This window comes from Candidatus Goldiibacteriota bacterium HGW-Goldbacteria-1, assembly GCA_002839855.1.
Lineage (GTDB): Bacteria > Oederibacteriota > PGYV01 > PGYV01 > PGYV01 > PGYV01.
In genome coordinates this window covers 132,437-158,212 of sequence record PGYV01000008.1, presented here as the reverse complement: position 1 = coordinate 158,212, position 25,776 = coordinate 132,437, and the positions used below count along the sequence as shown (strand labels likewise).

General features: G+C 43.3%; 20 protein-coding genes. 5 read left to right on the top strand and 15 right to left on the bottom strand.

Features of this window, described 5'->3' with window-relative positions; genetic code table 11:
• Window positions 1–5: 5 nt before the first annotated feature.
• The 5 genes from CVV21_10005 to CVV21_09985 are packed head-to-tail and all read right to left on the bottom strand — an operon-like array spanning window position 6 to window position 5,875.
• Window positions 6–2,561 carry a pyruvate, phosphate dikinase gene (locus CVV21_10005; protein ID PKL91116.1) on the bottom strand — a complete coding sequence of 852 codons (2,556 nt, stop codon included), beginning with the start codon at window positions 2,559–2,561 and terminating at the stop codon, window positions 6–8.
• Between the two features lie 16 nt (window positions 2,562–2,577).
• Window positions 2,578–3,879 carry a hypothetical protein gene (locus CVV21_10000; GenBank protein ID PKL91115.1) on the bottom strand — a complete coding sequence of 434 codons (1,302 nt, stop codon included), beginning with the start codon at window positions 3,877–3,879 and terminating at the stop codon, window positions 2,578–2,580.
• Between the two features lie 18 nt (window positions 3,880–3,897).
• Window positions 3,898–4,527, bottom strand: coding sequence for a hypothetical protein (locus CVV21_09995; GenBank protein PKL91114.1), 630 nt, complete (start codon window positions 4,525–4,527; stop codon window positions 3,898–3,900).
• Window positions 4,528–4,541: 14 nt separating this feature from the next.
• Window positions 4,542–4,970, bottom strand: a complete 429-nt coding sequence (locus tag CVV21_09990; GenBank protein ID PKL91113.1) for a hypothetical protein — start codon at window positions 4,968–4,970, stop codon at window positions 4,542–4,544.
• Window positions 4,971–5,026: 56 nt separating this feature from the next.
• Window positions 5,027–5,875 carry a YitT family protein gene (locus CVV21_09985; GenBank protein ID PKL91112.1) on the bottom strand — a complete coding sequence of 283 codons (849 nt, stop codon included), beginning with the start codon at window positions 5,873–5,875 and terminating at the stop codon, window positions 5,027–5,029.
• A 289-nt stretch (window positions 5,876–6,164) separates the two neighbouring features.
• Here CVV21_09985 and CVV21_09980 point away from each other — a divergent pair, with 289 nt between their 5' ends.
• Together CVV21_09980 and CVV21_09975 are read left to right on the top strand one after the other, a co-directional pair.
• A complete protein-coding gene (locus CVV21_09980) occupies window positions 6,165–7,322 on the top strand; it encodes a hypothetical protein (protein ID PKL91111.1) in 1,158 nt (385 codons plus the stop codon).
• A 210-nt stretch (window positions 7,323–7,532) separates the two neighbouring features.
• Window positions 7,533–7,832 carry a hypothetical protein gene (locus CVV21_09975; protein PKL91110.1) on the top strand — a complete coding sequence of 100 codons (300 nt, stop codon included), beginning with the start codon at window positions 7,533–7,535 and terminating at the stop codon, window positions 7,830–7,832.
• Window positions 7,833–7,893: 61 nt separating this feature from the next.
• On the opposite strand, the gene CVV21_09970 is transcribed toward CVV21_09975, so the two are convergent.
• The 8 genes from CVV21_09970 to CVV21_09935 all read right to left on the bottom strand — a co-directional run bounded on the left by CVV21_09970 (window position 7,894) and on the right by CVV21_09935 (window position 15,334).
• Entirely contained in the window at window positions 7,894–8,466 is a 573-nt protein-coding gene (locus CVV21_09970) for a hypothetical protein (GenBank protein PKL91109.1), read from the bottom strand.
• Window positions 8,467–8,535: 69 nt separating this feature from the next.
• Window positions 8,536–10,206 carry a hypothetical protein gene (locus CVV21_09965; protein ID PKL91108.1) on the bottom strand — a complete coding sequence of 557 codons (1,671 nt, stop codon included), beginning with the start codon at window positions 10,204–10,206 and terminating at the stop codon, window positions 8,536–8,538.
• Between the two features lies 1 nt (window position 10,207).
• Complete coding sequence (locus tag CVV21_09960; protein PKL91107.1) at window positions 10,208–10,813, bottom strand: hypothetical protein; 606 nt, start codon at window positions 10,811–10,813, stop codon at window positions 10,208–10,210.
• A 148-nt stretch (window positions 10,814–10,961) separates the two neighbouring features.
• On the bottom strand, window positions 10,962–11,795 hold the full coding sequence (locus tag CVV21_09955) for an HflC protein (protein PKL91106.1): 834 nt from the start codon (window positions 11,793–11,795) through the stop codon (window positions 10,962–10,964).
• A gap of 163 nt (window positions 11,796–11,958) precedes the next feature.
• On the bottom strand, window positions 11,959–12,798 hold the full coding sequence (locus CVV21_09950) for a haloacid dehalogenase-like hydrolase (GenBank protein PKL91105.1): 840 nt from the start codon (window positions 12,796–12,798) through the stop codon (window positions 11,959–11,961).
• 30 nt (window positions 12,799–12,828) lie between these two features.
• A complete protein-coding gene (locus CVV21_09945) occupies window positions 12,829–13,698 on the bottom strand; it encodes a hypothetical protein (protein ID PKL91104.1) in 870 nt (289 codons plus the stop codon).
• A complete protein-coding gene (locus CVV21_09940) occupies window positions 13,691–14,482 on the bottom strand; it encodes a hypothetical protein (protein PKL91103.1) in 792 nt (263 codons plus the stop codon). The genes CVV21_09945 and CVV21_09940 overlap by 8 nt, the downstream gene beginning before the upstream one ends.
• Window positions 14,483–14,596: 114 nt before the next feature.
• Complete coding sequence (locus CVV21_09935) at window positions 14,597–15,334, bottom strand: hypothetical protein (protein ID PKL91102.1); 738 nt, start codon at window positions 15,332–15,334, stop codon at window positions 14,597–14,599.
• A gap of 258 nt (window positions 15,335–15,592) precedes the next feature.
• Between CVV21_09935 and CVV21_09930 the strand changes: the two genes are divergently transcribed.
• From CVV21_09930 to CVV21_09920, 3 genes are all read left to right on the top strand, one after another.
• Complete coding sequence (locus CVV21_09930; protein ID PKL91101.1) at window positions 15,593–16,561, top strand: hypothetical protein; 969 nt, start codon at window positions 15,593–15,595, stop codon at window positions 16,559–16,561.
• Window positions 16,549–18,786, top strand: coding sequence for a DEAD/DEAH box helicase (locus CVV21_09925; GenBank protein ID PKL91100.1), 2,238 nt, complete (start codon window positions 16,549–16,551; stop codon window positions 18,784–18,786). Before CVV21_09930 ends, CVV21_09925 begins: the two co-directional genes overlap by 13 nt.
• Window positions 18,787–18,883: 97 nt before the next feature.
• On the top strand, window positions 18,884–19,294 hold the full coding sequence (locus tag CVV21_09920) for a four helix bundle protein (GenBank protein ID PKL91099.1): 411 nt from the start codon (window positions 18,884–18,886) through the stop codon (window positions 19,292–19,294).
• A 65-nt stretch (window positions 19,295–19,359) separates the two neighbouring features.
• Here CVV21_09920 and CVV21_09915 read toward each other — a convergent pair whose 3' ends face one another.
• Window positions 19,360–20,781, bottom strand: coding sequence for a hypothetical protein (locus CVV21_09915; GenBank protein ID PKL91098.1), 1,422 nt, complete (start codon window positions 20,779–20,781; stop codon window positions 19,360–19,362).
• A gap of 18 nt (window positions 20,782–20,799) precedes the next feature.
• Complete coding sequence (locus CVV21_09910; GenBank protein PKL91097.1) at window positions 20,800–25,689, bottom strand: hypothetical protein; 4,890 nt, start codon at window positions 25,687–25,689, stop codon at window positions 20,800–20,802.
• Window positions 25,690–25,776: the final 87 nt, after the last annotated feature.

The following is a 25,776-nucleotide window of genomic DNA, read 5'->3' as shown; positions in this document are numbered from 1 at the left end:
TTAAATTATCCGGCAAATACCAGGCACTGTTGTTTCACAGGATCCGCCTGAAGATATATCTTTAAATCATCGCTTTCTATCACCCTGACGGCGCCACCATAATTTTTTTCTCCGGGAAATATCTGCGCAAAACTATCAGGCAGCGAATGCAGAAACTTTTCATTTAATATATTACCCTGCGACGACGCAAAGAATCCAATATACAGAATATTCATTTCCACGAGGTCATTAAAAAAATGCGTTCCCATGGAAAGGTCAGGGATAAGGCCTTCATGCATTCTGCCAATTTCGCATATTACAGATACCGTGTTAATCTCCGAAAATACAACCGGCACGCCAAGCTGCACCATGCGCGTGCCCCACCTTCCGGGCCCTAAGAGCATTATATTTTTACCCGCTTCTTCTTTAAAATGAGCGGCCCTTCCCACCAGCCGTGCCACAGCATACCTTTCCTGTTCGGGCAGCAGCCCATAAATTTCCGGCACCACATATATTATCCTGTCCACTTTAATTGTCCGCCCCTGCCCCACAAGCCCGCCTTTAGACTTAAGAATTATTCTTTCTTCATCCGCGGCAGGAAGCATGCTTGAAGTTCCGCTTTCCTTTCTGACATGCTGAGGCCTGCACTGAAGCAGGTTTATCCTGTACTTTTTATCCGGCGTGAAATTCGCGGTAAATTCTATATCCACCTGGCTGCCATAATTATCCCTTAATATGCGCAGCATCTTGCCCATGTCTTTTATAAATTCCGTGCCTGATATAACCGTATCAAAATTAATTATCCTGTACCGGGTTTCGTTGAATTCCTTTTCCACCGAAAACATTTCAGGATTTACTCCCGGGTTTTCTTTGATAATATCAGTGAAGTACTCCGTTTTCAGTTCATTTTTCTGAATGTCCAGAACATCCACTCTTTTTTGCGTGAACTTTACCGTATCAGTTTGATTACCTTCCGGCCTTTTTTTCGGGGCATTTACCGCCACTATCCGTGTGTAATCATCGTCATGCCTGTCAACGGCCCTGGTTCCAAGCCCGTACACAAGGCGTATAAGCCCGGAAGACGGGTCAATGTCTTCATCCCACTTATAGGAATTATAGGAAAATCCCACGCCGGCAAGATGCGGCATAAATATATTTTCATACCTTGTTCCGGAAACCCTCTGCACCAAAAGCGCCATCTGTTCATCCATATCAAGGACATTACGCCTTGCCCTGTAAGCCAGCGCTTCTTCAGACATAGTGCTGGCGTAGATTACACGGACTGCTTTTAAAAACTCTTCAAGCCTCTGTTCTTTTGTGCCATTGTTTACGCAGAAGATGCTTTCGTATTTCCCGGAAAACGCGTTGCCAAAGTTGTCTTCAAGAAGCGAACTTGAACGGACAATTATAGGAGCCTGCCCAAAATAATCCAGCATGTCCGAAAACTTCTGTTTCTCACTTTCCTGAAACTTTCCGTTTAAAATAAGATTTTTGGCTTCTTCCAGATGTTCATAAACGGTGGCCGGGTCTTTCTGCTGCTGCCTTATGTGCCAGCATCCGTTACGCACAAGAAAAGAATAAAAAATATCGGAACCTATATAAAAAGAATCATGTTTTTCAATGATTCCGGCGTATTCCGAAAAATGTTTTTTTAAAATAGCGTGCGCCAGAAGCATTCCGGCGGATTTGCCCCCAATCATTCCCGTGCCTATTGTCCGCTTCCATATGCGTATCAGTTCCGGCAGGTCAATAAACTTTTTTGCCATTTCCAGCATTCTTTCATCAGTTGAAAAAATCTGTTTTAACTGCCTTAAATATATCGCGTTAACCGTATCAAGAGAACATTCCCCGCGCCTGCACGATTCTATAACATCTTCAGATTCTATAAAGAGCCTGTCCCACAGCCCCACAGCCCGGTAAGGCGCCGACTGCAGCCCATACCACGGCTCGGACGCGGATATTTCCGCGATATCAGAACTGTTCATAACCGGCAAGAAATCATCCCCCGCGCGTTCATGAAGCATAAACATATCCGAAGAATACCTGCCGTCAACCTTCACCGGCTGAATGTAGTCGCGGCCGTCCCTGCTGTATATATCCAGTATCAGCTGCGTGGTCTTTGTTATCGGCTTTGTGGCGTGATATGAATTCAGGTTGCTGGTCACCACAAAATACGCGATACACTTCATTTTCAAAAGCCTTGGACAGGTAAGCACAAAAAAGTTTTCTATCATGCTTTCGCTGAAGTTCTGTACGGCAAGTTCAGAGAGCGAATCAAATATGTAATAAGCGCCGTCCCCTGTTTTCCCTATGACATCATGCATCTGCGTTATGAATTTTTCAAATCCCTCTTCGGGGCGAAGCACATGCACCTGCGCGCCGTCCGCTTCAGAGGCAAAAGGCGTATGTCCGGAAAAACGAAAATATATCAGTTTTCTGTTTTCCGACTTCGCGTAAGCACAGTATGGTTTTACATAAGGCAGAAAATGTTCCAGCACATCCGTCTGCCAGACAATATTATCGCCGGGAATTATCCCTTTTAATATTTTATCAAGTCCCGGTATTCCCGTGCTGTCTTTCATAATTACCTCCGGAGCTTTATTGGTTTTGGCCGTCTTTTTCTTCACGGCGTTTTAGTATGCTTAAAGCTTTAATATCCGCCCCGTTTACGGAGCAGTAAGACAGCGGTGTAGTCTCACCGCTGATTTTTTCATTGGGGTCAAAAAAATATTTTACCAGCAAAGATAAAAGCCTGTAATTCCGGTCAAAAGCCGCCTTTACAAGCGGTATTTCCCAGCTTTTCTTTACATCATATTTTACCCGCCTCTTTGTAAGCCCGGCGGAGTTTAGGCTGTAAAGCATTACTGTGTCGTTTTTATCCGCAAGCATTGCTATTGCCAGGTACTGCTCTTTTGTGTAAAACTTTGCCTGCGTAAATTCAGCTCCGCTTTGAATAAGCCGTCCGGCAAGGGCCCTTTTTTCTGCAAGCAGCGCAGCTGTAATAAAATCACCGCCTGAAATCTTTAAGAGTGATTTATTGCGCAGTATTTTTTCCAGCACAGGTTCATTACCGCCGCGCATAGCCGCTTTTAATACCTCAAGCGGCCGGGTTTTGATAAGCCCTGCATATCCCTGCAGTAAAACCGGACCAAACAAAGATTCATTTTCAACATTCTGAAGGTCAAAAACAGAAATTTCTTTCTCTTCATCTTTAAAAAAGATATAACCTTTTAATCCCGCTTCAGGTTTGTGTTTTAAAACCGCCGTTCCCGCTTTTAATTTACCCCCAACTAAAGCACACAGGATAAGCGGCGCTTTAATACTCTGATTAAAAAATATTACGTGGTCAGGGTCAAACCCCGCGTCCAAAACCGCTGTTAATTTCACTTCATCATCATTATTCAATAATTCTTCAAGTTTTTCATCCGCAAGCCGCCGGTTAGCGCCGTTAAACCTTCCGCTTAAAACAGATTTAAGCAGCACAGTAAATTTTCTGCCCGCCTTTTGTTTTACATCATTATATAAAGCCATATCGCTGTTGTCATAAGCAAAGCCCAGAAGTTCACGCGGGCTTCCCGAACCGCTTTTTAACATTATTGCAGCGGTATTGTTATGGCCGCTTTCCAGCGCAGCCATAACCGCCGTGTTTAATCCTGAATCCGTTTTATTCAGCAGGTACTTAACAGTTTCTTCATGGCCGCAGGCTGCCGCCATTTTCAGCGCGTCCGGAATATTATTCGCGCCTTTTCGCAGCAGATACTTTATAACGTCAAGGCTGCCTGTTTTAGAGGCTTTTAACATAGCCACATTATAGAATTCCGCGCCGTTTTTTACGGCCTCTTTCACGGCATCAAGGTCTCCCTTTTCCGCAGCTTCAAGAAGCCTTTCATCTTCAGTCAATTCTTACCCTCCGGTTAATCACTTAATTGTTAATCTGGAATTTGCTGTTTCCGCTTTTACCAGCCCTATACCGTTTGCCATCCAGCAGCTTCCCGTCATAGGGTTATTATCCACCAGATTTCTATTTACACGCGCGCTGATATGGTACGCGTTTACAGTATTTCCGTTTACTGATACTTCTTCCAACCCTTTATTTTCCATATCTACTATTACCTTTGCTTTTATATTTATTATAAGAAGGGTTTTTACTTTTACATTGCCCTCATACCGCCACTTTTTACCCGCCTGAATTGGAACTGCCAATATATTGGCTTCATTTTCAAGTTCAAGGGTGACGTAAATAAAACTTAGCACAGGAAGGTTCATCTGCGCGGCCTTAACCCAGATACCTTCATCATCCGCCCGCACAAAACACCTTATGCCGCGAGAAGGCACTTCATAAAGAGAATATTCAAGTTTGCCGTATTTCTCCGGTTTATTAACACTTGCCTGTACATCTGCCCTTTGTTTATTCTCTTTCTTATTAAACAGGCCGTATGTCCATTTTGATCCCGGTTCAAGCGGGCAGTAATCTTTAGGGCTGTATTCCAAAGCAAAAACCGCGCCAAAGAACAGCACAACAGATATTATTAGAAACCCTCTTTTCATTATTGCCCCCGGTTTTATTTGCTGTAAGCCAGCCCTATATCCATTATAAAATCCAATATTTTTACAGCAAACTGTTTTTTAAAAGCGTAAAATTTATCGTCAATTTCTTCAAACATTACGTTGTACTCTTCACTATCCCAGCTGTTTATAATCTCATTACGTTTTTCTATGTCCGGTACAATACCGCCCGGAAACAGGCTGTTTATTTTCTTTAACAGTTCAACCGGTTCATTAAACTTTATCTTTCCAAGGTCCTCTATAGTGTCATTAACATGGTCAGCGCTTTCATTATAATAAAAGCTTATAATACCGCTGTCTGCCTGTTCCATCAAAGAGTGGCAGTTAAACCATACGCGTTCATCTGATGTTAAGGCGCTGTAATCAGCCATTCCCTTTTCCGCAAGAATTTCCCATTCATTCTGAAAATCAATAAGCTGCTTCAATTATAATCTCCTTTTGCTCTGTCTCCTATCACCTATCTAATATCTACTGTCTAAGTTCACCAATGCGGCTGATTGCCTATTTCCACTCCGGTTACATCTTCCGCGGTCATAACAGCTATAAAAGCCTTGGGGTCTGTTTTTAGAATTGACCTTTTTAAATATGATATCTTTTTTCTTTCCACAACAGAATACAGAATATTCTGCTGTGTACCTTTATACCCGCCTTTACTGTCAATAATGGTAAACGCAAAGCGTTCTTTCTTCATATGTTCCGCTATAACATCTGATTTTTCAGACATTATAAGAACAGCGCGCCTGTGGGCAAACCCGTGAAAAGTTTTATTAGTAACATACATATTTACAAAGATATACACCAGCGTGTAAAGCACATTTTCCAGCGGAAAAAACGCGGCCATAGAACCAATAATTACCGCGTTTATTATCATAGACGAAGTGCCAATTGACATCCCTGTCATTTTATTAATTATAATGTAAAGTACATCCGCGCCGCCGGCAGAACCGTACGAACGCAGCGCAATGGCAAGGCCTATTCCTGAAAGCCCGCCGGCAATTACCGCGCACAACATCTTATCCTGCATGTGAAACTGAAAAGGCATAAGGCCAAGTATCACCGTATATATTGCCATTCCTATAAGAGAGTATACTGTAAACCTTCTTCCTACAAATTTCCATCCAAGCGCAAATATAGGAATGTTTATCAGAAGGTAAATTACGCCCAGCGGCAGAATATCCGTTTTATATGAAATCATAAGCGAAATACCGGTGGCTCCCCTTGAAATAAATTCCTGAGGCACAAGAAAAGCTTTTATGGCAAAAGCGGTGATAAGGCTTCCCGCGGTTATAAGAAATATATTATACGCCGCATCAGATATTTTCCTCTTCATAATCGCTCCCTTTTTTCTTTTATTATAACATAACAACACTTATAGTCCATCTGTCCTTCCAAACTGCCGGTTTTTCGCTTCCGCTTATAGTTCACTGGTTCATATATTTAAAATCAACTGCCCCGGGCTAAAGCCCGCGCCTGCCGGATCAAAATCCTCCGTCCCGCCAACCCTCTAACCATCCAAGCCCTTAAGCTTTTAGCATCCAAGCATCCAACCCTCCAAGCATCTATCTGTCTTTCCTCCCTTGCTTTTGTTATAATAACTTAAAATAATCAGGAGACACAGTATGCAGCCAAAATCCGTAAAAGAACTTCTAATAGCGCTTGTACGCATTCCTTCCGTCAACCGGTTTATTACCGGTGAAATAAAAGCGGAACAGAAAATCGGGGAATACTTAAAAAAACTAAGTAAATCTTTTGGTTTAAAAGCGCAGCTTCTGGACGTTCCCGGCTGCGCTGCCAACCTTCTTATTACAAAAGAATTTAAAAAAGATGCGCCATGGATAATGTTCTGCGCTCATATGGATACCGTTTCCGCAGAAGGGATGGATTTTGACCCGTTTTACGGTGAAGAAAAAGACGGCCGTGTTCTTGGCCGCGGTTCAAACGATGATAAGGGCAGCATTGCAGCGTCTCTCTGGGCACTAAAAGAATTAATCAGCGAAGGTAATTGGGTTAATAATATTGCCCTTTTATTTACAGTGGACGAGGAACAAAAGCGCAGCGGCGCCACGGCATTCTGCAGAGAGCAGCTGCCAAAACTTACGTTTAAACCGGCAGGAGTTATAATTGCGGAGCCAACTTCTTTAAAACCAATAGTCGCGCACGCGGGCATAGGACACTTCAGGGTAATTGTAAAAGGCATTGCGGCACACGCTTCTGACCCGTCCAAAGGCAGATCGGCCATTAAGGATATGGTAAAAGTAATGGATGTTATTGAAAAAGACTATATCGCCGGACTGACCGCAGCACACCCTTTATGCGGAAAAGCGCAATGTTCAATAAATATGATAAACGGCGGCCGCCAGATTAACGGAATTCCTGATGAATGTATAATACGCGTGGACCGCAGGGTCATGCCGGGGGAAGATGTGGATTCAGTAATCCCCGAAGTGGAAAAAGTTATAAGCGGGCTTAGAAAACAGGATCCCGCTTTACAGGTAACAGCAGAATCTGACTTCAAAGACAACCCCTTGTCACAGGACTTAAGCAGCCCATTTATAACAAAAACACTGGAAGGAATAAAAAAAGCAGGATTAGACAGCACACCCATAGGCGCGGCGTTTGCCACGGATGCCGGCGCTTTTTCAGCCATAGGATTACCCTGCGTGGTATTGGGCCCGGGCGAGGATAAAAATTCCCACACAGCAGATGAATCAATATCTGTAAAAGAACTTATAGAAGGCGTACGCATTTTCAAGGAATTAATGAAATCCGGGTATTAGCGCCCGGAACCGCGATTTACACAGATTAACAGCACATACTTAATTAATACCATTCCGGTATACCCTTAACAAGTATTCAGCATTACTTTACCGCCGCTTTTGTAGAAATATATGTCCATTTTGCAGCGGTTAAGTGGTAGTATATCAGTAAGGGCGGGGTTTGAAATCTTATCTGATAAACATGAATAGAGCGGTTTAACCGGAGATTACATGAACGAGAAAACAAAGCTTGTTTTAATAAGGTGCGCGCGGGTTTATATTGCCACAAAAAACTGGGACAAAGCCGTATCCGAATATGAAACTTTATATGCTGATTTTCCGGATGACCCCTATATAATAGAACCGCTTGCCAAAGCATACTATGAAAAAGGCGATAAATTCAAATCAAAAAACCTTTATGAAAAAGTTGTTGCGATTTTTGCATCCAAGGGCGATGAGATTAAGGTTCTAAGGATAAAAACAGACATCGCAAAAATGTTCCCCGAAGCCTCTGAGTCGGGGCAGCAATAAAAAAAGCCCGGGAAAAAAACACAATAAGGTTTTATCCCGGGCTTTTTATTGGATTTATTTCTTAAATTACTTCCTCAAACACTTCAAATGAATATCCGGGGTTTACATCATTTGCAAGTACTGTATCAGGGCCATCCTCACATTCAATCGGCATAACCAGCAAATAAAGCGTGCCTGTAAAGTCAGCAAAATAATTAACAGTACTTAAATACCCCGCGCCTGTCGGGTCATTACCGCAATTTACCGCACAGTCATCATTGTATACCAGACTATTTGTCTGTATATCATTAAGATCAAAAGTTGTTAATGCATTCTTACCGGCAGTGTCAAACACATACAACACCGTATCGGTATCCCCGGTTCCAACCGGGTCATTTTCATCGGTTGTAAGGTCAAAAGTCCTGAAAACATATGCAGAACCGTTTGTAACCGATACTTTAAACCAGTCTTTATCGCATGCACTGTCAAAAGTAAGCCCTGTAATTGAACTTCCCATCGCAACTGTAATTGCCTCATCCGGCGTATTTCCCGACGGCTCTGCCGCAGGCGCGCTTGGCGAGCTTGATTTGGAACAGGCAGCAAAAATGAAAAAGACTGCAAGTAATGATAAAATAAGGATCATAATTTTTTTCATAAAATGATTACCTCCATATTTTTTTATATTATACCAAAAAAACATATCTGACAACTTACATTTTTTAGCTTAAATAGAGACTGTGCACTTCACAAACTCTCCGTCCTTCGTGTCCGGTTCATACGCCATTGACTTCCATTTGTACTGGGTATCCCTTCGTCCTTTATTAATATGTTCCCCCATAATCTGCGCTTCCCATCCCGGTTTCATAAAATAAAATACCGGCGGTGCCAGCCTTCCCGAATCCCTTTCGTCCAGATATTCAGGATTAACCGCTTTAAGCGTATTTTCAATCAGCTGCGGCAGCATCTGCCGGATTTCTTCTTTCTCATCAACATCAAGATAAATTTCATACCTGCTTTTTGCCGCGTTGCCCACAGCCCGAAACTGCCTGACTTCAATACCTGACTCTTTTTTTATCGCGGCAAAAGTTTCCATAAAATGATTTACATGATTTTTTTCACCGCTTATATCAATTATGTCATTACATTTTCGCTGAAAAATAATCACCGGCGCCTTTTTATAAAAATCCACAACCCTTATTATATCCCCTATATCATACCTGTACAGCCCGCTGCCGTTTGTAAGCAGTATCTTATAATTCTTATTTTTTTCAAGCTGCCAGCAGCTTAAAACGGAATAAGAAGCGGATTCAGCCTGTTCTTCCGGAATAAACTCATAATAATTATTTTGAACAGCCAGGACAGTCCCGGGATAATTATCTTTAAAAGGAATAGAGCTGGCCGCCTCACTGGCTATATAGCCCAGGTCCCTTTTGGCAATACTTTTCCCAAAATAACAGTCCAGTTCATCCGCCTTATAACCCACGTTGCCCGCTGTCCAGCACCCAATAAGCTGCATTTGTGGCCATATACTGTACGGCATCAGCCGCCCTTGCTTTGTTAAAATACTTTCAAGTTCATCCGCCCTTTTGGGATTTGGCTTTATGTATTTTGAAAGTTTTTTTATAAGGGCAGGGCCTGCCTTCTCACCCGCAAAAAAACCTTCAGGAAAAAGCACGCCTTTTCTTATGCTTTCTATTATAACCCCGGAGTACTCCATCCCTGTTTTTACCATGTTAATTATCGTCAGAGGGCACGGGGTGACGATAAAAGAAACATTTTGTTCAAAAGAAAACCTTGCAGTCAGATAATAACGGGATTTATAGTCGCCCAGCATGGAAACTTCTTCCGGTACTGCATGAATTCCGCCAAAACGGGAAGCCGCGCCTGACCGCACCATTCCGGAAAAACAACCGCAGACAGTATTGCCTTTTGATAATTCTTCAACACCTTTGTTTGCTATTCCTATATTTTTACCCGCAAGAAGGTTCGGATGCGCTTTTATGGCACCATACAGCCAGTGAAAAGTCAGATCCATTGTCTTTTTATAACTTTCCGCTGTCATGGGAATATATTTGGGAGAAGCGCCGGTTCCTGAAGTCATATTGAACATTACAATTCGGCCGCAAGTCATAATGTTCTTTTCACCTTCAAGCATTTTTCTGATATCCGGTTCAATATCGCCGTACCTTACCACAGGAACATTATTTCTGTAGCCGTCTTCATCTTTTATCGCGGAAAAATTATATGCCTTTCCGTATTTACACGCTGCATTTTTCTTAAGAATAGATAAAAGCAGTTTTTGCTGCGCGCCTTCCGGATTTTCTGCCGCTTTATCAAGGCGCGCCTGAAGCATGGCTCCTTTTATTTTAATTGCCGTTTCCAGAAGATATCTCATATTATAAACCTCCCTTTATTCCCTGCACGGCAAAAAACATCCCCAAGATTATAAGAAAAACACCGGATCCAAGGGATATAATTCTTATGATTTTTTCATTTAATAATTTTCTGCCATAAGCTGATAAAGAGGAAAAAAACAGAGACCATAGCAGAACGCCCGTAAGTACCGCAGCCCCGCCTGCAAGCCAGAAGTAAACTGAATTTTTAAACACAATAGCGGATAACCCCGTCCACCATATTAAAGTCATGGGGCTTAATAAAGTCAGCAGGAATCCGTGAAGGTAATTCGCACCGTAAATCACGGCTGTTTTTTGTGATTTTATACCGTAAGCGGTTATACAGGACCTGACCCCAAGAAAAATTATAAAAAAAACACCGGCAAAATAAATCACACGTTCCGCGGGCCCGCCCGACAGAAAATTTTTAAATCCGGAGAAAACCAGAATCATAACAATAAAATCCGCCGTACAAGCTCCAAGAGAAAATAAAAAAGCGGGCTTAAATCCGCCCTGCAGGCCCCTTCGCATAATTTCTGAATTTACAGGCCCGATAGGAGCCGCAAGAGTAAACCCAAGCAATAAATTAACCGCTATTTCCCCGAACATTTACTGTCTCCGTTATTATTTTGTACTTTATTAAACAGAGGCGCAAATCCTTTCGCGCTGCCGCGATTGTATTGCGCCCCTGCTTTATTATTCATTAAGACACTCTTAATGTCTTCTCAGATATATATTTCCGGACTGACAATCCTCCTTACTTGCTGTCGCCCACGCCTATAAACGGCACTGCGCCGGCGCCGGTCACGTTAGGCAGTATGCCGTTCCATTTTTCAATCGCTTTCATATTTGCTTCAATCTTTCTAAGTTCAATAAGGTCGGCAGAGATATTGGCTTTCTGCAGCCTTAAAGATTCCGCTTCAGCGCGGGCGGCTGTAACTTTCTGCTCCGCTTCTATTTTAATACGTTCAAGGTCGCGTTTTGCCTTTAGCGCCAGCTGTTCGGCGGTCTGCTTGTTTTCAATGGCTTCCGTGAATACTTTTGAGAAACTGAAAGCCACAATTGAAAACGCGTCTACAGCTATATTATACGGTTTTAAACGTTCTTCAAGTTTCATCCTCATCTCTTCGCCGACTATGGGCCTTTTTGTGATAAGTTCTTCCGCTGAATACCTTGCGGTTACAGCCTTAACCACTTCAAGTATGGCAGGGTCAATAATTCTGTCTTTAAATAAAACTCCAAGTTCCTGATACACTTTATTGGCTTTGTCCGGAATTATGTGGTAGTTAAGCGCCACCGTAGATGTGACATCCTGAAGGTCGGCTGAAGCAGCAATTGTTTCCGTCATTGCCTTCTGTACTTTAACATCCAAAGTCACTATGCTCTGCATTACCGGGATTCTGAAATGTATGCCTTCATTAAGGACTTTATCCTCAACCGCTCCAAAATTCAGCATGACTCCCCTTTCCCCGGGGCCTACCAGAGCCCATGGCCTGAAAAATATCAAAACAACCAGCAAAACACCAACCGTAATTATTGTCTTTGGAAACCTGTTAAAAGCCTTTTTCATTTCGTAAAATTCTTCCGCCATCTTGTACCTCCTCTATTTTTTTTATACTGACATTATAAACAGATATAAATATTTGTATATGTTTATTTGAAGTTTTTTCGTTTATCAGCAGCGGTAAAAACACCATACATCCCGCTTAACCCCTTAAAAACAGGCGTTATACGGCTGCAGTGAAGGCAAAATACTACTCCCTTTGTTTTTCCGCCTCAAAACGGTACCTTGCATCCGCGATGATTTTATCCGCAAGCATATTTATAAGAGCCGTAAGTTTTGAACTTTCCGAATAGTCCGCTTCCGCCATTAAATCCGCACGCCCCGCTTTAAGCAGCTGCCTGCAGACCTTATACCCTTTTTTATCCCCCGGCGCGTACACCGCGACAGCATATCCGCCGGCGCCGCGCACAACCGTCATTGACGGCACATCGGTTAAACCGTCGCCTATATATATCATGTTTTTAAAAGGAATAGGCCTTAACTTTTCATCCATATGTTCATTTATGGATTCTCCCTGTTTTTCCTTTCCTTTATTAATACGAAAAATGTACTGCGTCTTGTTGGTGTCATTTACGACAATATTGGGAAATACAGCCTTACCCTGCCGGTTGTAATAATACTCGCACGCAAAAACATTATAGAAGTTCTTAAATATGGATGTCCCCTGTATTATCTCTTTCATGCCTCCGGAAGTGATGTAATGCCGCATTTCCGCAGCCGGCATTTTCGATTTCACATATTTGTTTAACCTGTGGAAGTGCGATTTTACACCCTTAAAATACTTTATATTTTTCGCGGGCTTTGCAAGCATCGCGCGTGTCAGCGGCACCCCTGCCTTATGCGCTTTTTCCAGTATCATCCGCAGGTATGTAAGAGTGGAATCCCCGCCGGTTTTCTTCATCTGGGCTTCCAGCTCACGCCAGAAATCCGCGCCCTTTATCCCCACCTGCGGCAGGACAGTGTAGTCCTGCATGGAACCGGGCGTCAGCGTCCCGTCAAAATCATAAATTACCGCGATTATTGGTTTCATTGCTTCTCCTTTACAGGCATTTACTTTTATTTAAAGTTTAAATTTATCTGCAGCCAAAATTTTATTAAATGCCGCAAACACATCATCAAGATTAAAATCCTCATCCGGGCTGATAACAGGTTTCAAATCTGTTTCCACCTGTTTTTTTAACAAATTCACCTTGTCCTTATCAAACCCAAAATCAACTTTAAAGTCACTTTTTACATTTTCGTCATTCATCTTTTTTTTAAATAAACTTACGAATTTATAATCATTAAAATCAAAGCCGGACTTTTTAATATATTTAAGGTCATAAAAATCTCTTATGGCCGGAATTTTTCTTGTTATCGCGGCTTTCAACTTTTCCGCAGCTGCCTCCGCAAGCGTCAAAGACAGGACTTTGCCTCCTTCTATAACGTCCCTTCCCGTAAAAACATCTTTAAAAAAATGTTTAACATCTACAAAAACAGGCGCGTCATATACCGGCGCCCTTAATGAAATTTCAATTTTAATTTTCTCCGGTTTATTTAAAAATATAGAATCGTAAATCACAGAAAAAACATATTGTGTGGAATTATTAAAACCCCTCCCTTCAGGAATTTCCATTTTCATTCCAAATTCCGCTATAAAATTCTTCATGGACGTTCTTATCGGCGACATTGCCCGGGAGCGGCCCGTTCTTGTAGTACATCTTTCATAGTTCAAGTATGAAAAATCCAGATCTTCACTAAGCCTGTGATAATCCAGATATGCTTTATTCAAAAGCGTCCCTCCTTTAAAAACACAAGCCCCCCTTAACACCCGTTCTATATTTTTTAATATTACAGTTAAGTAATAATCTTTTTCCACAAGCGCCGGCCTGAATCCGTACTTCCCGGAAACAGCAAGGCATAAATCTTTCAGTTTTTCACCCTCAATCATTTATTATCAGCCCCCACTCTTTGTTAACCTTTCCTTTTCTTGACCGGTTAAACGGGTTCAAGACTATATTTGTTCTGGACGGATCAAAAGACTTTTTTAATTTAACTATCAGTTTATTATCCGCTCCGGCTTCCTGTATTAAATAACCCGCCCTTTTTCTGACAGCTATTTCCGGATATTTTATCAGATATTCACATAACTTCACATAATCAATCCCCGACAAAACTTCTTTTACAATCTGTTTCATTGATTCAAACGTTCCTGTAGGTTTATATATAAAATCCACAAGCGTCCTTTCCTTATCGCTTATCGTTATCTTTTCGCCCTCAATTTCAATTTCAACCGTTCCATAGTATTTAAGCGGGGATATTTTTACAGCATTGTATTCAACACCCTTAATAACCGAAGAGTATGATTTTTCTGTATTTAAAACATATACAGACCTTGGTATCTGCCCGGTAAAACCCCAGTAATTGTACATAGTATAATATCCCAAATAATAATCTCCGGTACCTATCCAATACTTTGCAGTAATAAACTCATTGGGAGCCCAAAGCTGCTTTGGAGCCCTGATAGGTACAATAAAATATTTACCTCGGCTAATACGAATAAGCCTGCCCTTATTTACAAGGCGCGACAGTATATTTGACGTCTTCTTTTTTTCTCCAATAACTGAATTTGCGAATTCCCCGGTTATTAACTTTAGCCCTGAATATTCCGCTCTGGAAATGAGATTCAGCTCATCTTTTGATATACCTCTATAAAACTGTTGTTTATCATTCATTGTATTTATTCCTTCTAATTCTCATATTTTAAGAATTAACTAAACTAAATACATTATAGATACTTTTTTTTTTTTTTCAAGTCAAATCCAGTACCATTTTGTAGCCGCCAAATATTAAAGGCCGTATGCCAGGCGGTAGGCATGGGTCGGGGGAAGGCCTGCGTCCAGTATTTTTTTCTGCGCGGTGTGAATATCATAATCAAGCCTTTTTTCTACAAAAATACCGCTGCCACTGTCATACAAACAGACTCCCGCCTGCGGCATGCCGTCGCGCGGCTGACCCACGCTGCCTATGTTAATAATATACCTGAATCCTTTTTCAACATGTACTTTGCTGCCAAACCTGTACTGATACAGCCCGGAGTCTTCATTAAATCTGAACGCCGCGGGAATATGAGTATGCCCTATTAAACATATCTGTTCTTCAAACGATAAAAAGGCTTCAACCACTTCCCTTCCGGACATGACATAGTTAAAATTCTCCGGATAAAAAGGCGAACCATGAACAATTTTTATGGAATGTTCTTTTATCACCTCAGAATATTTCAGCCCCTTTATGTATTTCATATTATTTTCCGTTACCGTATCCTGATGCCAGGATATTGCTTCCCTGGCATTCCTGTTTACCCCATTAAAATCTTTCTCCCCCAATAAGTAATCTTCATGATTACCCCTTACACATAACACCCTCATTTCCTTTAACATCTCCACGCATTCATTAGGCTGAGCGCCATACCCGATAATATCGCCGGCGCAGTACACAGCTTCCGTATTATTGCTCTTTATGAATTCCGCAGCTGTTTTTAAAGCATCGTAATTGCTGTGAATGTCGGATATAAATGCAATCTTCATAATTAATCCACCCCGCAATTACAAGCATAGCTTATAAAACGGCACAAAATCAAGGTTTACAGGGGGAAACCATATCGTATAAGCCATAAAGGTAAAACAGTACTAAAACCCTATAATTTGATCTTCTTCTGTTTTTTTATGGTTTAACCATTATTTATTGGTTATGGGATAACAGTTTATGGGTTAATATTTCTATGGTCTTATCTGCCATATATTAATTTATGATATAATTAGCCACATAAAACACAGGAGAATTGAATGGCGTTTAACCCCGATATATTAAAGAAATTTACAGCTTCAAAAAAACCGGAAAAAGAAACCCCATATTCCATTAAAGAAGCCGGTTTAAAAGGGCAGATAACCGAAGTGGAAGGGGCAAAACTTCTTACTTATAATGAAGACTTTGCAATTACACCGTCATTACCCCCCGCGGAGCTGTTTAAGAACGAGTGCGAGTGCTGCCTGGAACTTTTACCGGGTGTGCGCGCCAAAAAAGCCGAGAAATTAAAAAGCACGGGTATAAATAAAATACAGGACGCCTTAACCCATGAAAAACACAAACAACACGCGCAGGACCTTGCGGGTATATTATCGTTTACCCCGGAAGAACTGACTAAAAGGCTGCGCACACGTTTATCCGGCTCTAACAGGCTTTTTTATCTAATGTCCGGCTTATACGACCCAAAAGATTTATTGTTTCTGGATTTGGAAACGCGAAGCCTTTTTTCCGAAACCCAGATAATTACAATAGGCACGGGATACTACGCTGATAAAAAAACTTTCAGCGTTAACCAGTTTACCGCATTAAACCCCGATGCCGAATATGAAGCCCTTATGTATCTGGATACCCTGTCTTCAAAATTCAAAGCGCTTGTCACATACAACGGCAGATCTTTTGATGTGCCGTTTACCGTATCGCGTTTTTCATATTACGGATTAAGAAACGCCGCCAAACGTTTTTCCGGCCTTATTAACTTTGACCTTCTGCATTACTGCAGGGCCGCGTTTTCGGCGGCTTTGGCGCATTCGCTTAAAGAGATGGAAATGTACCTGTTAAAAGAGTACCGCGATAATGACATAGACGGTTCTGAAGTGGATTACCATTACACCCGCTGGCTTAAACTGCACAAACCCGAAGACATAAACCTTATCACTTCCCACAACGTTATTGATGTGCGTTCCATGGCGCTGGTTTTAAACAAGCTTGGTGAAAAATGGGCAAGATAGATTCATTAATTCAGGATATAGAAATTTCAAGATATTACCGCGGCCAGATGGTAAGATCGTTATTAATTCCTGCCACACCCGCCCGATATAGCGATGCTGACCCGGCAGAATTATCGCCGGCGCAGAAAAAATACCTTGAAGGTTTAACACTTAAAAATTTGTATATCCACCAGGCTCAGGCGGTTATAAATTACAATAAGGGTTTAAACTCCGTCCTTACAACGCCCACGGCATCTGGCAAAAGCCTTGCTTTTAACCTGCCGGCGCTTTCTGAAATTGAAAAGGGCAGGTCATGCCTGTATATTTACCCGGCAAAGGCGCTTTCAAATGACCAGCTGATATCAATTGAAAAAATGAATTCATTATCAGGGCTAAACTTCATAAGCGGAGTATATGACGGAGATACGGACGCCGGTACAAAACAGCGCTTGCGCCGTGAAGCATCCGTAATAATCACAAATCCATACGAACTGCACCAGATACTTCCCTATCATTCAAAGTTCGCGGATTTTTATTCGCGCCTGGGTTTGATAGTGCTGGACGAAGCGCACAGGTACAGGGGCGTGTTTGGATCCAACATCGCTTTTTTAATCCGGCGGCTGCTGCGCATATGCAGCTACTACGGGGTAAAGCCCGCAGTCACCGCAGCTTCAGGTTCCATTAAAAACGCCGCGCAGTTTATGAATAAACTGACAGGGCTGCCCTTTACACAGATAAACGAAAACGGCGCGCCGCTTGCCGCAAAAAGGATTATCTTCTGGGACGCTGCAAAAAATACGGAAAAATCCGCGGTTACCCAGGCAAAGGACATTCTGCTTTCCTGCACGCAGAGCGATTTGCAGACGCTGGTTTTTACCAAATCAAGAAGAATGGCGGAATCCATAAGAATGTGGGCTTCCCAGGAAGACAGTTCCCTTGACATTGCGTCTTACAGGGCAGGTTATACGCCGGAGCTGCGCCGCGAAATTGAAAATAATTTGAAATCAGGAAAATCAAAAGCCATAATATCAACCAATGCCCTTGAACTTGGGATAGACATAGGCGGATTGGACAGCGTAATAATGGCGGGCTACCCCGGAACGGTTTCCTCTTTCTGGCAGCAGTCCGGCCGCGCGGGCAGAAGCGGAAAAGAGTCTGTAATATTTTTTATTCCGTCTGAAGACGCAATGGAACAGTACATATTAAAATTCCCGGAAACGGTTATGACACAGTCTTTTGAAAGCGCGAATGTTTCCCTTGAAAACCCGAATATCACCGCCGGTCAGGTGTTGTGCTCGCTTGCAGAGCTGCCTTACCCTTCAGAGGGAGAAGATAAAAACGGCCTTTTTTCAGACACGGGCGCCGGCGCTATAATTCCCGAACTTGAAAAACAGGGCGTTATAAAACGCACAGCACGCGGCCTTATTTATTCCGGCGGCGTGCGCCCGCATGACGCGGTGTCGCTTGATTCTTCCGGGCCTGCGTCAATTAAGTTAAAGGTGGACGGCAGGATACTGGAAGAACTTCCCTTAAGCCGCGCGTATGAAACTGCGCATAAAGGCGCGGTGCATTTATATAACGGAAAAAGCTACGTAATAACAGAACTTAACCTTTCGCAGGGCGAAGCCACAGCAGAAAAGAAAACCGCGGATTATGTGACTGAACCCGTGACAGAAGAAGAGGTAAGGATACTTAACCTGAAAAAGAAAATTGATTTTGAAGGTTTTTCCCTTTGCTATGGCGACGTAAACGTCACGGAATTTTTCAAAGGGTTCAGAAGGAAAAAAGCGGGCCGTACGCTTGGGCAGGAAAATCTGGTGCTGCCGCCCTTAACCTTTAACACGGAATCAGTCTGGTTTGATTTCTCACCTGAAATTGCAGCTAATATATCCAAACAGCAATTTGACCTTGACGGCTCTATGCACGCAGCGGAACACGCGGTAATTGGAATGGCGCCTATTATCGCCATGTGCGACAGAGAAGACCTTGGCGGACGGTCATACAGCACTTATACAAACGGCAATCCTATGATATTTGTATATGACACTTTTGAAGGCGGGATAGGTATTTCTGAAAAACTTTTTGAATCTTTTAAAGACTGGCTTAATCTGGCCTTAAACAACGTGTCATCATGCACGTGCGAAAAAGGCTGCCCTGCCTGCGTCTTTTCCCCCAAATGCGGCAACGGCAACAACCCGATAGATAAACTTGGCTCCATTGAGATTCTTAAATACTTAGTAAAATAGTTACAAGTTACAGGTTGAAAGTTACAGGTTTAAACATAAAATCAATAACAGTTTCAGATTTAAATTTAAGTTTCTAATAAAAACATAGAGGGGTGCTATGGGAACATTAAAAACATTTGAAGAATTAGACATATGGAAAAAAGGTATGGAAATAACAATGAAGGTTTACGAACTTAGCAGTACCGGATTTTTCTCAAAAGATTATGCGTTAAAGACACAAATACGAGATGCTTGTATTTCCATCACATCTAATATAGCCGAAGGTTATGAAAGAGACGGCGTCAAAGAACAAATTCAATTTCTATATTACGCAAAAGGTTCAGCCGGCGAAGTAAGAAGCCAGCTGCACACCGCAAAAAAATTGAATTACATTCAGGACACAGATTATTATGAAATCCTAGAAATACTGATTTCGGAATCTAAAATGATAAACGGGTTCATCAAATATATAAAAAACACAGGTTATTTAGGGAAAAAGTATTCAAAAACCACTACAATTACCAAATAGAACCTGCAACCTGCAACCTGTAACCTGCAACCTGCAACCTGTTACCTGCAACCTGTAACCTGTAACTACCTATTCTTCTCCAGCCACTTCATAACCGCGGCGTCGCCGGGCATTAACAGCAGATATTTTTCAAACGTCTTTATTGCCTGTGCTTTTTTACCCTGTTTGAAATAAACAGCGCCAAGCCGTTTATACACAGGCGCATAGTTTTCGTCGTACCCTTTTATTACATTATACTGAATTTCGGCTTCGTTTAACTTGCCGGTGTCTTCCACAGCACCGGCCTTTAACATCATTGCATCCAGCTGTGCTTTTGTTTTTGTATTATTAAGCATCCATTTTTTCACAGCAGCGTCATTGGGCATAAGTTTCAAATAACTTTCAAAAGTTTTTATAGCTTCAGCTTTACGCCCCTGTTTAAAATACACAGAACCAAGCCTCTTATAAGCGGGCGCGTAGCCGGTATTTATCTGCATAATATCAATGTATTTAAGTTCCGCTTCACTTAACTTTCCGGCGTCTTCAACCGCCCCTGCTTTTGCCATCATTTCGTCAAGCTGTGCTGTTGACAGTACCGCCGGCTGACCGCCAAAAATATAAGCTGCAGATACCCTGTGTGTTATTCCAAGGCTTCCATGCGGTACAAAAGCGTAATCAATTCCAAAATTTCCAAGTTTTATTCCGGCGCCCGCAGAAAACCCTTTAAGCCCGGTCAGCGTGTCTTCCCCAAGCATAAATTTATATCCGCCCCTTATGGCCAAAATCCCCGACAAAACATATTCAGCGCCCGCGGCAACTGATGGTATTTCTTTAAGCGTATATTTGCCTTCAACAGAAGCCATAAAATTATGATCTCTATTATTAATAATTTTTACTGCCGCACCGGTTTTTATACTTAAAGGTAATGAATACACCCCGGCTGCGCCTATGTTCTGCCCGGTCAAACCCAAAGATAATATCCCGGAAACATACTGCAGCCCGATGTCCCCCGCAAAACCGGTGTTAGAAGAGTTATCAAGAGAGTTTGTAATAAATTTAGCTCCGGCGCCAAGATAAAAACCGCTGCCAAGCGGAAACCCATATGCCAGAACCGCGCCAAGATAATAAGGGTTTATTGCCCCGCCATAAGTACCGCCAAGATTATCCACCCTTTCAAATGAACCGTAATTCATGTAAGAAATATCGGCGCCAAAAACGCCGGGGCCTGCCGGCACCGCGGCCATAAGGCGCTGATATGCAGTGTCAACAAACCACCTGTCATAAGCAAGTGAGACCTGTACATTTTTTATCTGCCCAAGCGCGCCGGCATTCCAATAGGCCGCACCCGCGTCATTAACAACGGCCGTATAAGCTTCTGACATACCTGCCGCCCTTGCGCCAGCCCCTATTTCCAACTCCGGAAAAATCACTCCGGCGCTGTCCTGCACCGCCGCCCATAAGAACACAGGCATTACTGCCGCCGCGGCTGCAATTAAAAATTTTTTCATGTCTATTATGCCCTCACTTTATTTAACAACAAGAAACTTGCCTGCTTTAAAGTTTATTTCTTTGCCTGACGCGCTTTTGGCATTAATCACATAATAATAAACACCGGGCGCGAATTTTTTTATGTCAAGTGTAATATTATTTGCCGCAGATGCAATCCCGTTATGTTCCGCCTGCGCCACGGGCATCCCCGCTGCGTTATAAATATTCAATTTTACCCAAGCCTGTTCATCCAACGCGTACACAACAGTTATAAATTCTTTTGCCGGCTGCGGCAGCACATAACTTGATCCTGTCTGCGCCGGTTTTAATACCGGTACAGCTGTAGCCGCGGCTGTTAAAGTAATTGTTGATGTGGGTGTAATCGTCCCGGTTTGCGTTATTGTGGGTGTATGAGTATTTGTCAAAGTAATAGTAGCAGTTGCTGTTGCTGTCGGGCTTGCGGTAGAAGTGGATGTCACTGTGTTTGTGGGCGTGGCAGATACCACAGGGCTTATCGTGGACGAAGGCGTGGCAGTGCTTGTGGGAGTGGGTGATAACACAGGGCTTTCCGTGGACGTCGGAGTGGCAGTACTTGTGGAAGTGGGCGATAACACAGGGCTTTCTGTTGATGTCGGCGTGTTTGTCTGTGTTATAGTCCCCGTCGTTGTTTGTGTTATTGTTTCTGTTGAAGTCCCTGAAACTGTGGCCGTAGCCGATTCAGTCACCGTGGCAGATACCGTTGCGGTTGCTGTTTGCGTAGATGTCTTTGTCACTGTTACAGATGCCGAGACAGTTGATGTCAGCGTAACAGACGCAGTACCCGTCTTTGTGCCCGTTAAAGAAGGCACAGCTGCAGTTGTTTGGGTTAACGTGGCAGTCGCCGTAACAGTTGCTGTGGGCGTATTGGTATATGTGGCGGTAGCGCCGGTATAAGTAAACGCCGCAACCCCCGTGCCCTGCTGTCCGTCCGGATTAAGAACCACTATATTTACAACCCCTGCCGCGTGCGGCGGAGTATTCATATTAAGCGTCATTGAATCAACAAATACAACACCCGTGGCAGCAGCTCCGCCAAAGGTAACTGTGCATCCGTTTTGAAAATTCATGCCGTATAAAATAACCGCTTCATTTCCGGCCGGCAAACCGCTGTCCGGATCGCACACATCCACCATAGGCGCCGGTTCTTTTATCTGTATGGTATAAGTTGTTATTTTGCCTTCATATGTTACCGTCAGCACCTGTGATGCAGACGCGGCAGAACTGTCAAAACCGGTAACATTATCCGTGGTTACAGGAAGAATTTTTGTACTAAAATCTTCATAAGTTCCGGTTATCACCATTCCCGTTATATCAAGCGGGTCTCCTTCGTTGTATATAAGTTTTGATGCAGGGGTGGTAATTATGATTCCTGTCAAAAGCGGCTGTACTATATCAATAGAATAAGATGTTGTTTTTCCGCCCACTGTAACCGTAAGCGCCTGCCCCGTAAAAGGAACAGTGCTGTTAAACCCGGTCACATCTGACAGCGTCACTGTTTCCTGTTTAGTATTGCCGTCCGTGTATGTCCCTGTAATTACAAGGCCCGTTATACTAAGCACATCACCCACGTTGAATACAAGTTTATTTGCCGGATGCGTAATTTCAATGGATGCCAAAGAAGGCGCTATGTCCACTTCAAATATCGCAGTCTTCCCGCCCACCGTAACTGTCAAAACCTGCCCGTTTACAGCATAAGAAGAATCAAATCCCGTTACATTTGCAGCGCTTATAATTTCCTGTTTTGTGGTTCCATCCGTATATGTGCCGGTAACCGCCAAACCTGCAAGATTAAGCGCCTCCCCTATATCATAAATAAGTTTATCCGGCTCCGAGGTTAACGCTATGCTTACCAGCGATGGAATTACATCCACCGTAAAAGTATCATAAAGCCCCCCGTAAGTTACTGTCAGTTCCTGAGACAAAGCCGCGGCAGCACTGTTAAACCCCGTTATGTTTGAAGGTGTTATTGCAAGTATTTCCGAAGACGTATCCGAATATGTCCCGGTGACTTCCATCCCCGTTATGTCCAGCGGTTCATTTATATCATACACAAGTTTTAAGGCCGGGCTTGTAATTAATACACTGTCCAGCGAAATAATATCAACGGTAAAATAAGCGGTAAACACGCCTGCCGTTATAGTAACCACCTGCCCGCTTGCCGCGGCAGAACTGTCAAAACCGGATATATTGGCAGCTGTCACATATACATTATGGGTGCTGCTATCAGAATAATTTCCCAGAACTACCAGCCCGCTTATATCAAGAGTTTCCCCTGTTTTATAAACTTGTTTTAGCGGGGGCGATGCCACCGAAATACCTGTAAGAAAAGCAGAAGTAATTTCCACCGTCCTTACCATCTGGTCCGCCGCGTTTAAAGCGCTGTCTGATACGTTGTAAGTTATGGTATATGTTTCCGGCGCAGCGGTTGAAACACTTCCCACCACATTATTTCCGCTGTCCCTTATTACAACTGCCATGCTTGCTGTTATATCTCCGTCTATGTTATCGGCAGCCGTAGCCGTCTCTATATATGTATCAGCAGCCATAAGAGTTACCGTAGCGCCGCCATTAAGAGATATCACGGGTTTTGTCTGGTCAGTAACGCGTACGGTCCGCGTAAGGCGTACAGCGCTGTTTAATGCCCTGTCATTTACATCATAGGTTATTGTATATACCTGTGGCATTAATGTTGAAACCGCACCTGAAGGAGTTATGTTTTGGGTTATTGCGGATGTCACATCGCCATCCACGTCGTCAAGCGCCGCGGCAGTCTCCGTATACACACTTCCCACGGCTATTGTAATATCATCCGCGCCGTTAAGGGATATTACAGGAGGATTCGCGTCATAGGTAAAACCATTTACAAGCAGCGCGGAAGTATTGTCGTTATTTGAAACCCTGACATCCACGCTTCCCGCCGCATGCGCGGTTGTTGTGATGCTTATCTGCGCGGAATTAATCCGTGTTGAAGGTATTAAGGCGCCGTCCATCATTACGGTGCAGCCTTCGCGAAAATTAGAACCGTTTATTGTTATTCCCAGCCCTCCCTGTATTTTTCCGAAAGCCGGAACGCAGGAAATAACAGAAGGCGGCACGGCATAAGTATATCCGCCCGCAAGAACCGCTGACTGCGTATCAGGATTTGTTAAAACTATGTCAACCGTCCCGGCATTGTGAGCAGGCGCCGTAAACTGAACTGTACTTGAATTTATCACGGTAACGCCTGAAGCCTCGGTCCCGCCTACACTGACCGTGCAGCCTGATATAAAACCCAAACCCGTTATACTTACTGTCTGACCTCCAAGCGTTGAACCGGACGCCGGCAGGCATGATATAACCGACGGCGGCAGCTGCCCAAAATAAACAAGGCCATTTACCAGAGATCCCGTCTGGCTGTCAGGGTTTCTTACCGTGACATCCACGCCTCCGGCGGCATGTGCAGGCGCTGTAAAACTTAAAGTCATGGTATCAACAAAAACAGGAACGTATTCAGCCGCTTCCATTATAATCCTGCAGCCGCTGACAAAATACTTTCCCGTCAGCGTCACATTTTGACCGCCGGCAGAATACAAAGTATTTGGTGTGCAGGAAGTTACAAGCGGCGGCGGTTTTGTATAAGTATAGCCGGCCGGCAGCACAGCATACTGACCGTCCGGATTAGTCACAACTATATCCACAAGCCCGGCCGCATGCGCCGGAGTTACAGCAGTAAGCTGTGACGCGCCGAAAGCAACCCCTGTCGCGAGAAATCCGCCTATTGTAACCGTACAGCCTTCAACAAAATAAGAACCTGAAAGTGTTACAGTATGGCCCCCCAGCGTTATTCCCGATACCGGCGCACAGGAAGACAATACAGGCGTGCGGCTGGAGGAATAAGTGAACATTCCCGCGCCTGTGGCAGTTTGTCCGTCCAGATTTGTAATTACAATATCCGCCGGGCCGGCTGCATGTGCGGGTGTTATTATTCTTAAGGTGGTGGAATTAATATACGTGACCGCGGCGGGGGAACCGCCCACAGTCACCGAACAACCGCTGTCAAAATTAGTTCCTGTTATTGTAACAGTATTTGCGCCGCCAATATAACCCACAGAAGGCGAGCACGATACCACTGTCGGAAAAGCCGCTTTAAGTTCAAGCCCAATAAGGGCGCTGTTGCTTGTACGGTTGGAATTAAAAACAACGCTGTACGCGCCGGCGACTGAAGCAGGAAGAGAGTAACCATATCCCCTGATATAAACTTTTGCGGATTTGTTCTGCCTTTGCCAGGTACTAATAAGGCCTGGTGTTACCGGTGTAAACGTCATGGAAAACTTATCATTTTTTTGCGCGTAAATTCCGGCTATATGGCTTCCTGCCTGAGCCGTAGTAAAGGGCATTGTTAAAGAATTACTGTTACCGTCAACCGCACTGTACTCCCCCACATTTCCAACTCCGTTATATTCCACAACACCGATAATTTTCCTGGAACTTTCTCCCTGACTAACGGTAATAGGCGCTGTCCCGCTTGCCGGATTTATAAGGTACCACATCTCCGCGCTTACGCCTGTGCCGTCCCCCGGACCGCTTGCGGTCCTTGTCACCGGGGTAAAAGACTGCCCTCCATAAGTTATAGAATTAATTTTCTGGGTGATGCTGTCGCTCATTACGACCGCCGTAAGCACAAGTACCCGGTTGGAATTTACGCTTGTGCTGTAATTAAAAACAGAAGCAGAGCCAATAAGATAATTGTTATAAACATTAGCGGTATTATACGTCACAGCTCCATTTATCAGGGAAGGTAATAAAATTGTAAGCAATACAACAAATATAAATTTAATCCCGCCATTAAGACAACTTATTAAAGACAAATTCTTCATCGGCTCACCAAGTTTAGCTGTCTTAACTTGCATTTATGTCATTTTATCCTTTAACATTTCATTAATCAATATGTATCTTTAAAACTCTTATATAAATCCTCCAAACCATAATTCATTATT

Coding starts and splice junctions, on each gene's coding strand:
- CVV21_09965 (PKL91108.1), bottom strand. CDS start 10,206: ATGAGATATCTTCTGGAAACGGCAATTAAAATAAAAGGAGCCATGCTT.
- CVV21_09935 (PKL91102.1), bottom strand. CDS start 15,334: ATGAAGATTGCATTTATATCCGACATTCACAGCAATTACGATGCTTTA.
- CVV21_09980 (PKL91111.1), top strand. CDS start 6,165: ATGCAGCCAAAATCCGTAAAAGAACTTCTAATAGCGCTTGTACGCATT.
- CVV21_09920 (PKL91099.1), top strand. CDS start 18,884: ATGGGAACATTAAAAACATTTGAAGAATTAGACATATGGAAAAAAGGT.
- CVV21_09975 (PKL91110.1), top strand. CDS start 7,533: ATGAACGAGAAAACAAAGCTTGTTTTAATAAGGTGCGCGCGGGTTTAT.
- CVV21_09960 (PKL91107.1), bottom strand. CDS start 10,813: ATGTTCGGGGAAATAGCGGTTAATTTATTGCTTGGGTTTACTCTTGCG.
- CVV21_09955 (PKL91106.1), bottom strand. CDS start 11,795: ATGGCGGAAGAATTTTACGAAATGAAAAAGGCTTTTAACAGGTTTCCA.
- CVV21_09915 (PKL91098.1), bottom strand. CDS start 20,781: ATGAAAAAATTTTTAATTGCAGCCGCGGCGGCAGTAATGCCTGTGTTC.
- CVV21_09985 (PKL91112.1), bottom strand. CDS start 5,875: ATGAAGAGGAAAATATCTGATGCGGCGTATAATATATTTCTTATAACC.
- CVV21_09940 (PKL91103.1), bottom strand. CDS start 14,482: ATGAATGATAAACAACAGTTTTATAGAGGTATATCAAAAGATGAGCTG.
- CVV21_09945 (PKL91104.1), bottom strand. CDS start 13,698: ATGATTGAGGGTGAAAAACTGAAAGATTTATGCCTTGCTGTTTCCGGG.
- CVV21_09950 (PKL91105.1), bottom strand. CDS start 12,798: ATGAAACCAATAATCGCGGTAATTTATGATTTTGACGGGACGCTGACG.
- CVV21_09995 (PKL91114.1), bottom strand. CDS start 4,527: ATGAAAAGAGGGTTTCTAATAATATCTGTTGTGCTGTTCTTTGGCGCG.
- CVV21_10005 (PKL91116.1), bottom strand. CDS start 2,561: ATGAAAGACAGCACGGGAATACCGGGACTTGATAAAATATTAAAAGGG.
- CVV21_09925 (PKL91100.1), top strand. CDS start 16,549: ATGGGCAAGATAGATTCATTAATTCAGGATATAGAAATTTCAAGATAT.
- CVV21_09970 (PKL91109.1), bottom strand. CDS start 8,466: ATGAAAAAAATTATGATCCTTATTTTATCATTACTTGCAGTCTTTTTC.
- CVV21_09930 (PKL91101.1), top strand. CDS start 15,593: ATGGCGTTTAACCCCGATATATTAAAGAAATTTACAGCTTCAAAAAAA.
- CVV21_09910 (PKL91097.1), bottom strand. CDS start 25,689: ATGCAAGTTAAGACAGCTAAACTTGGTGAGCCGATGAAGAATTTGTCT.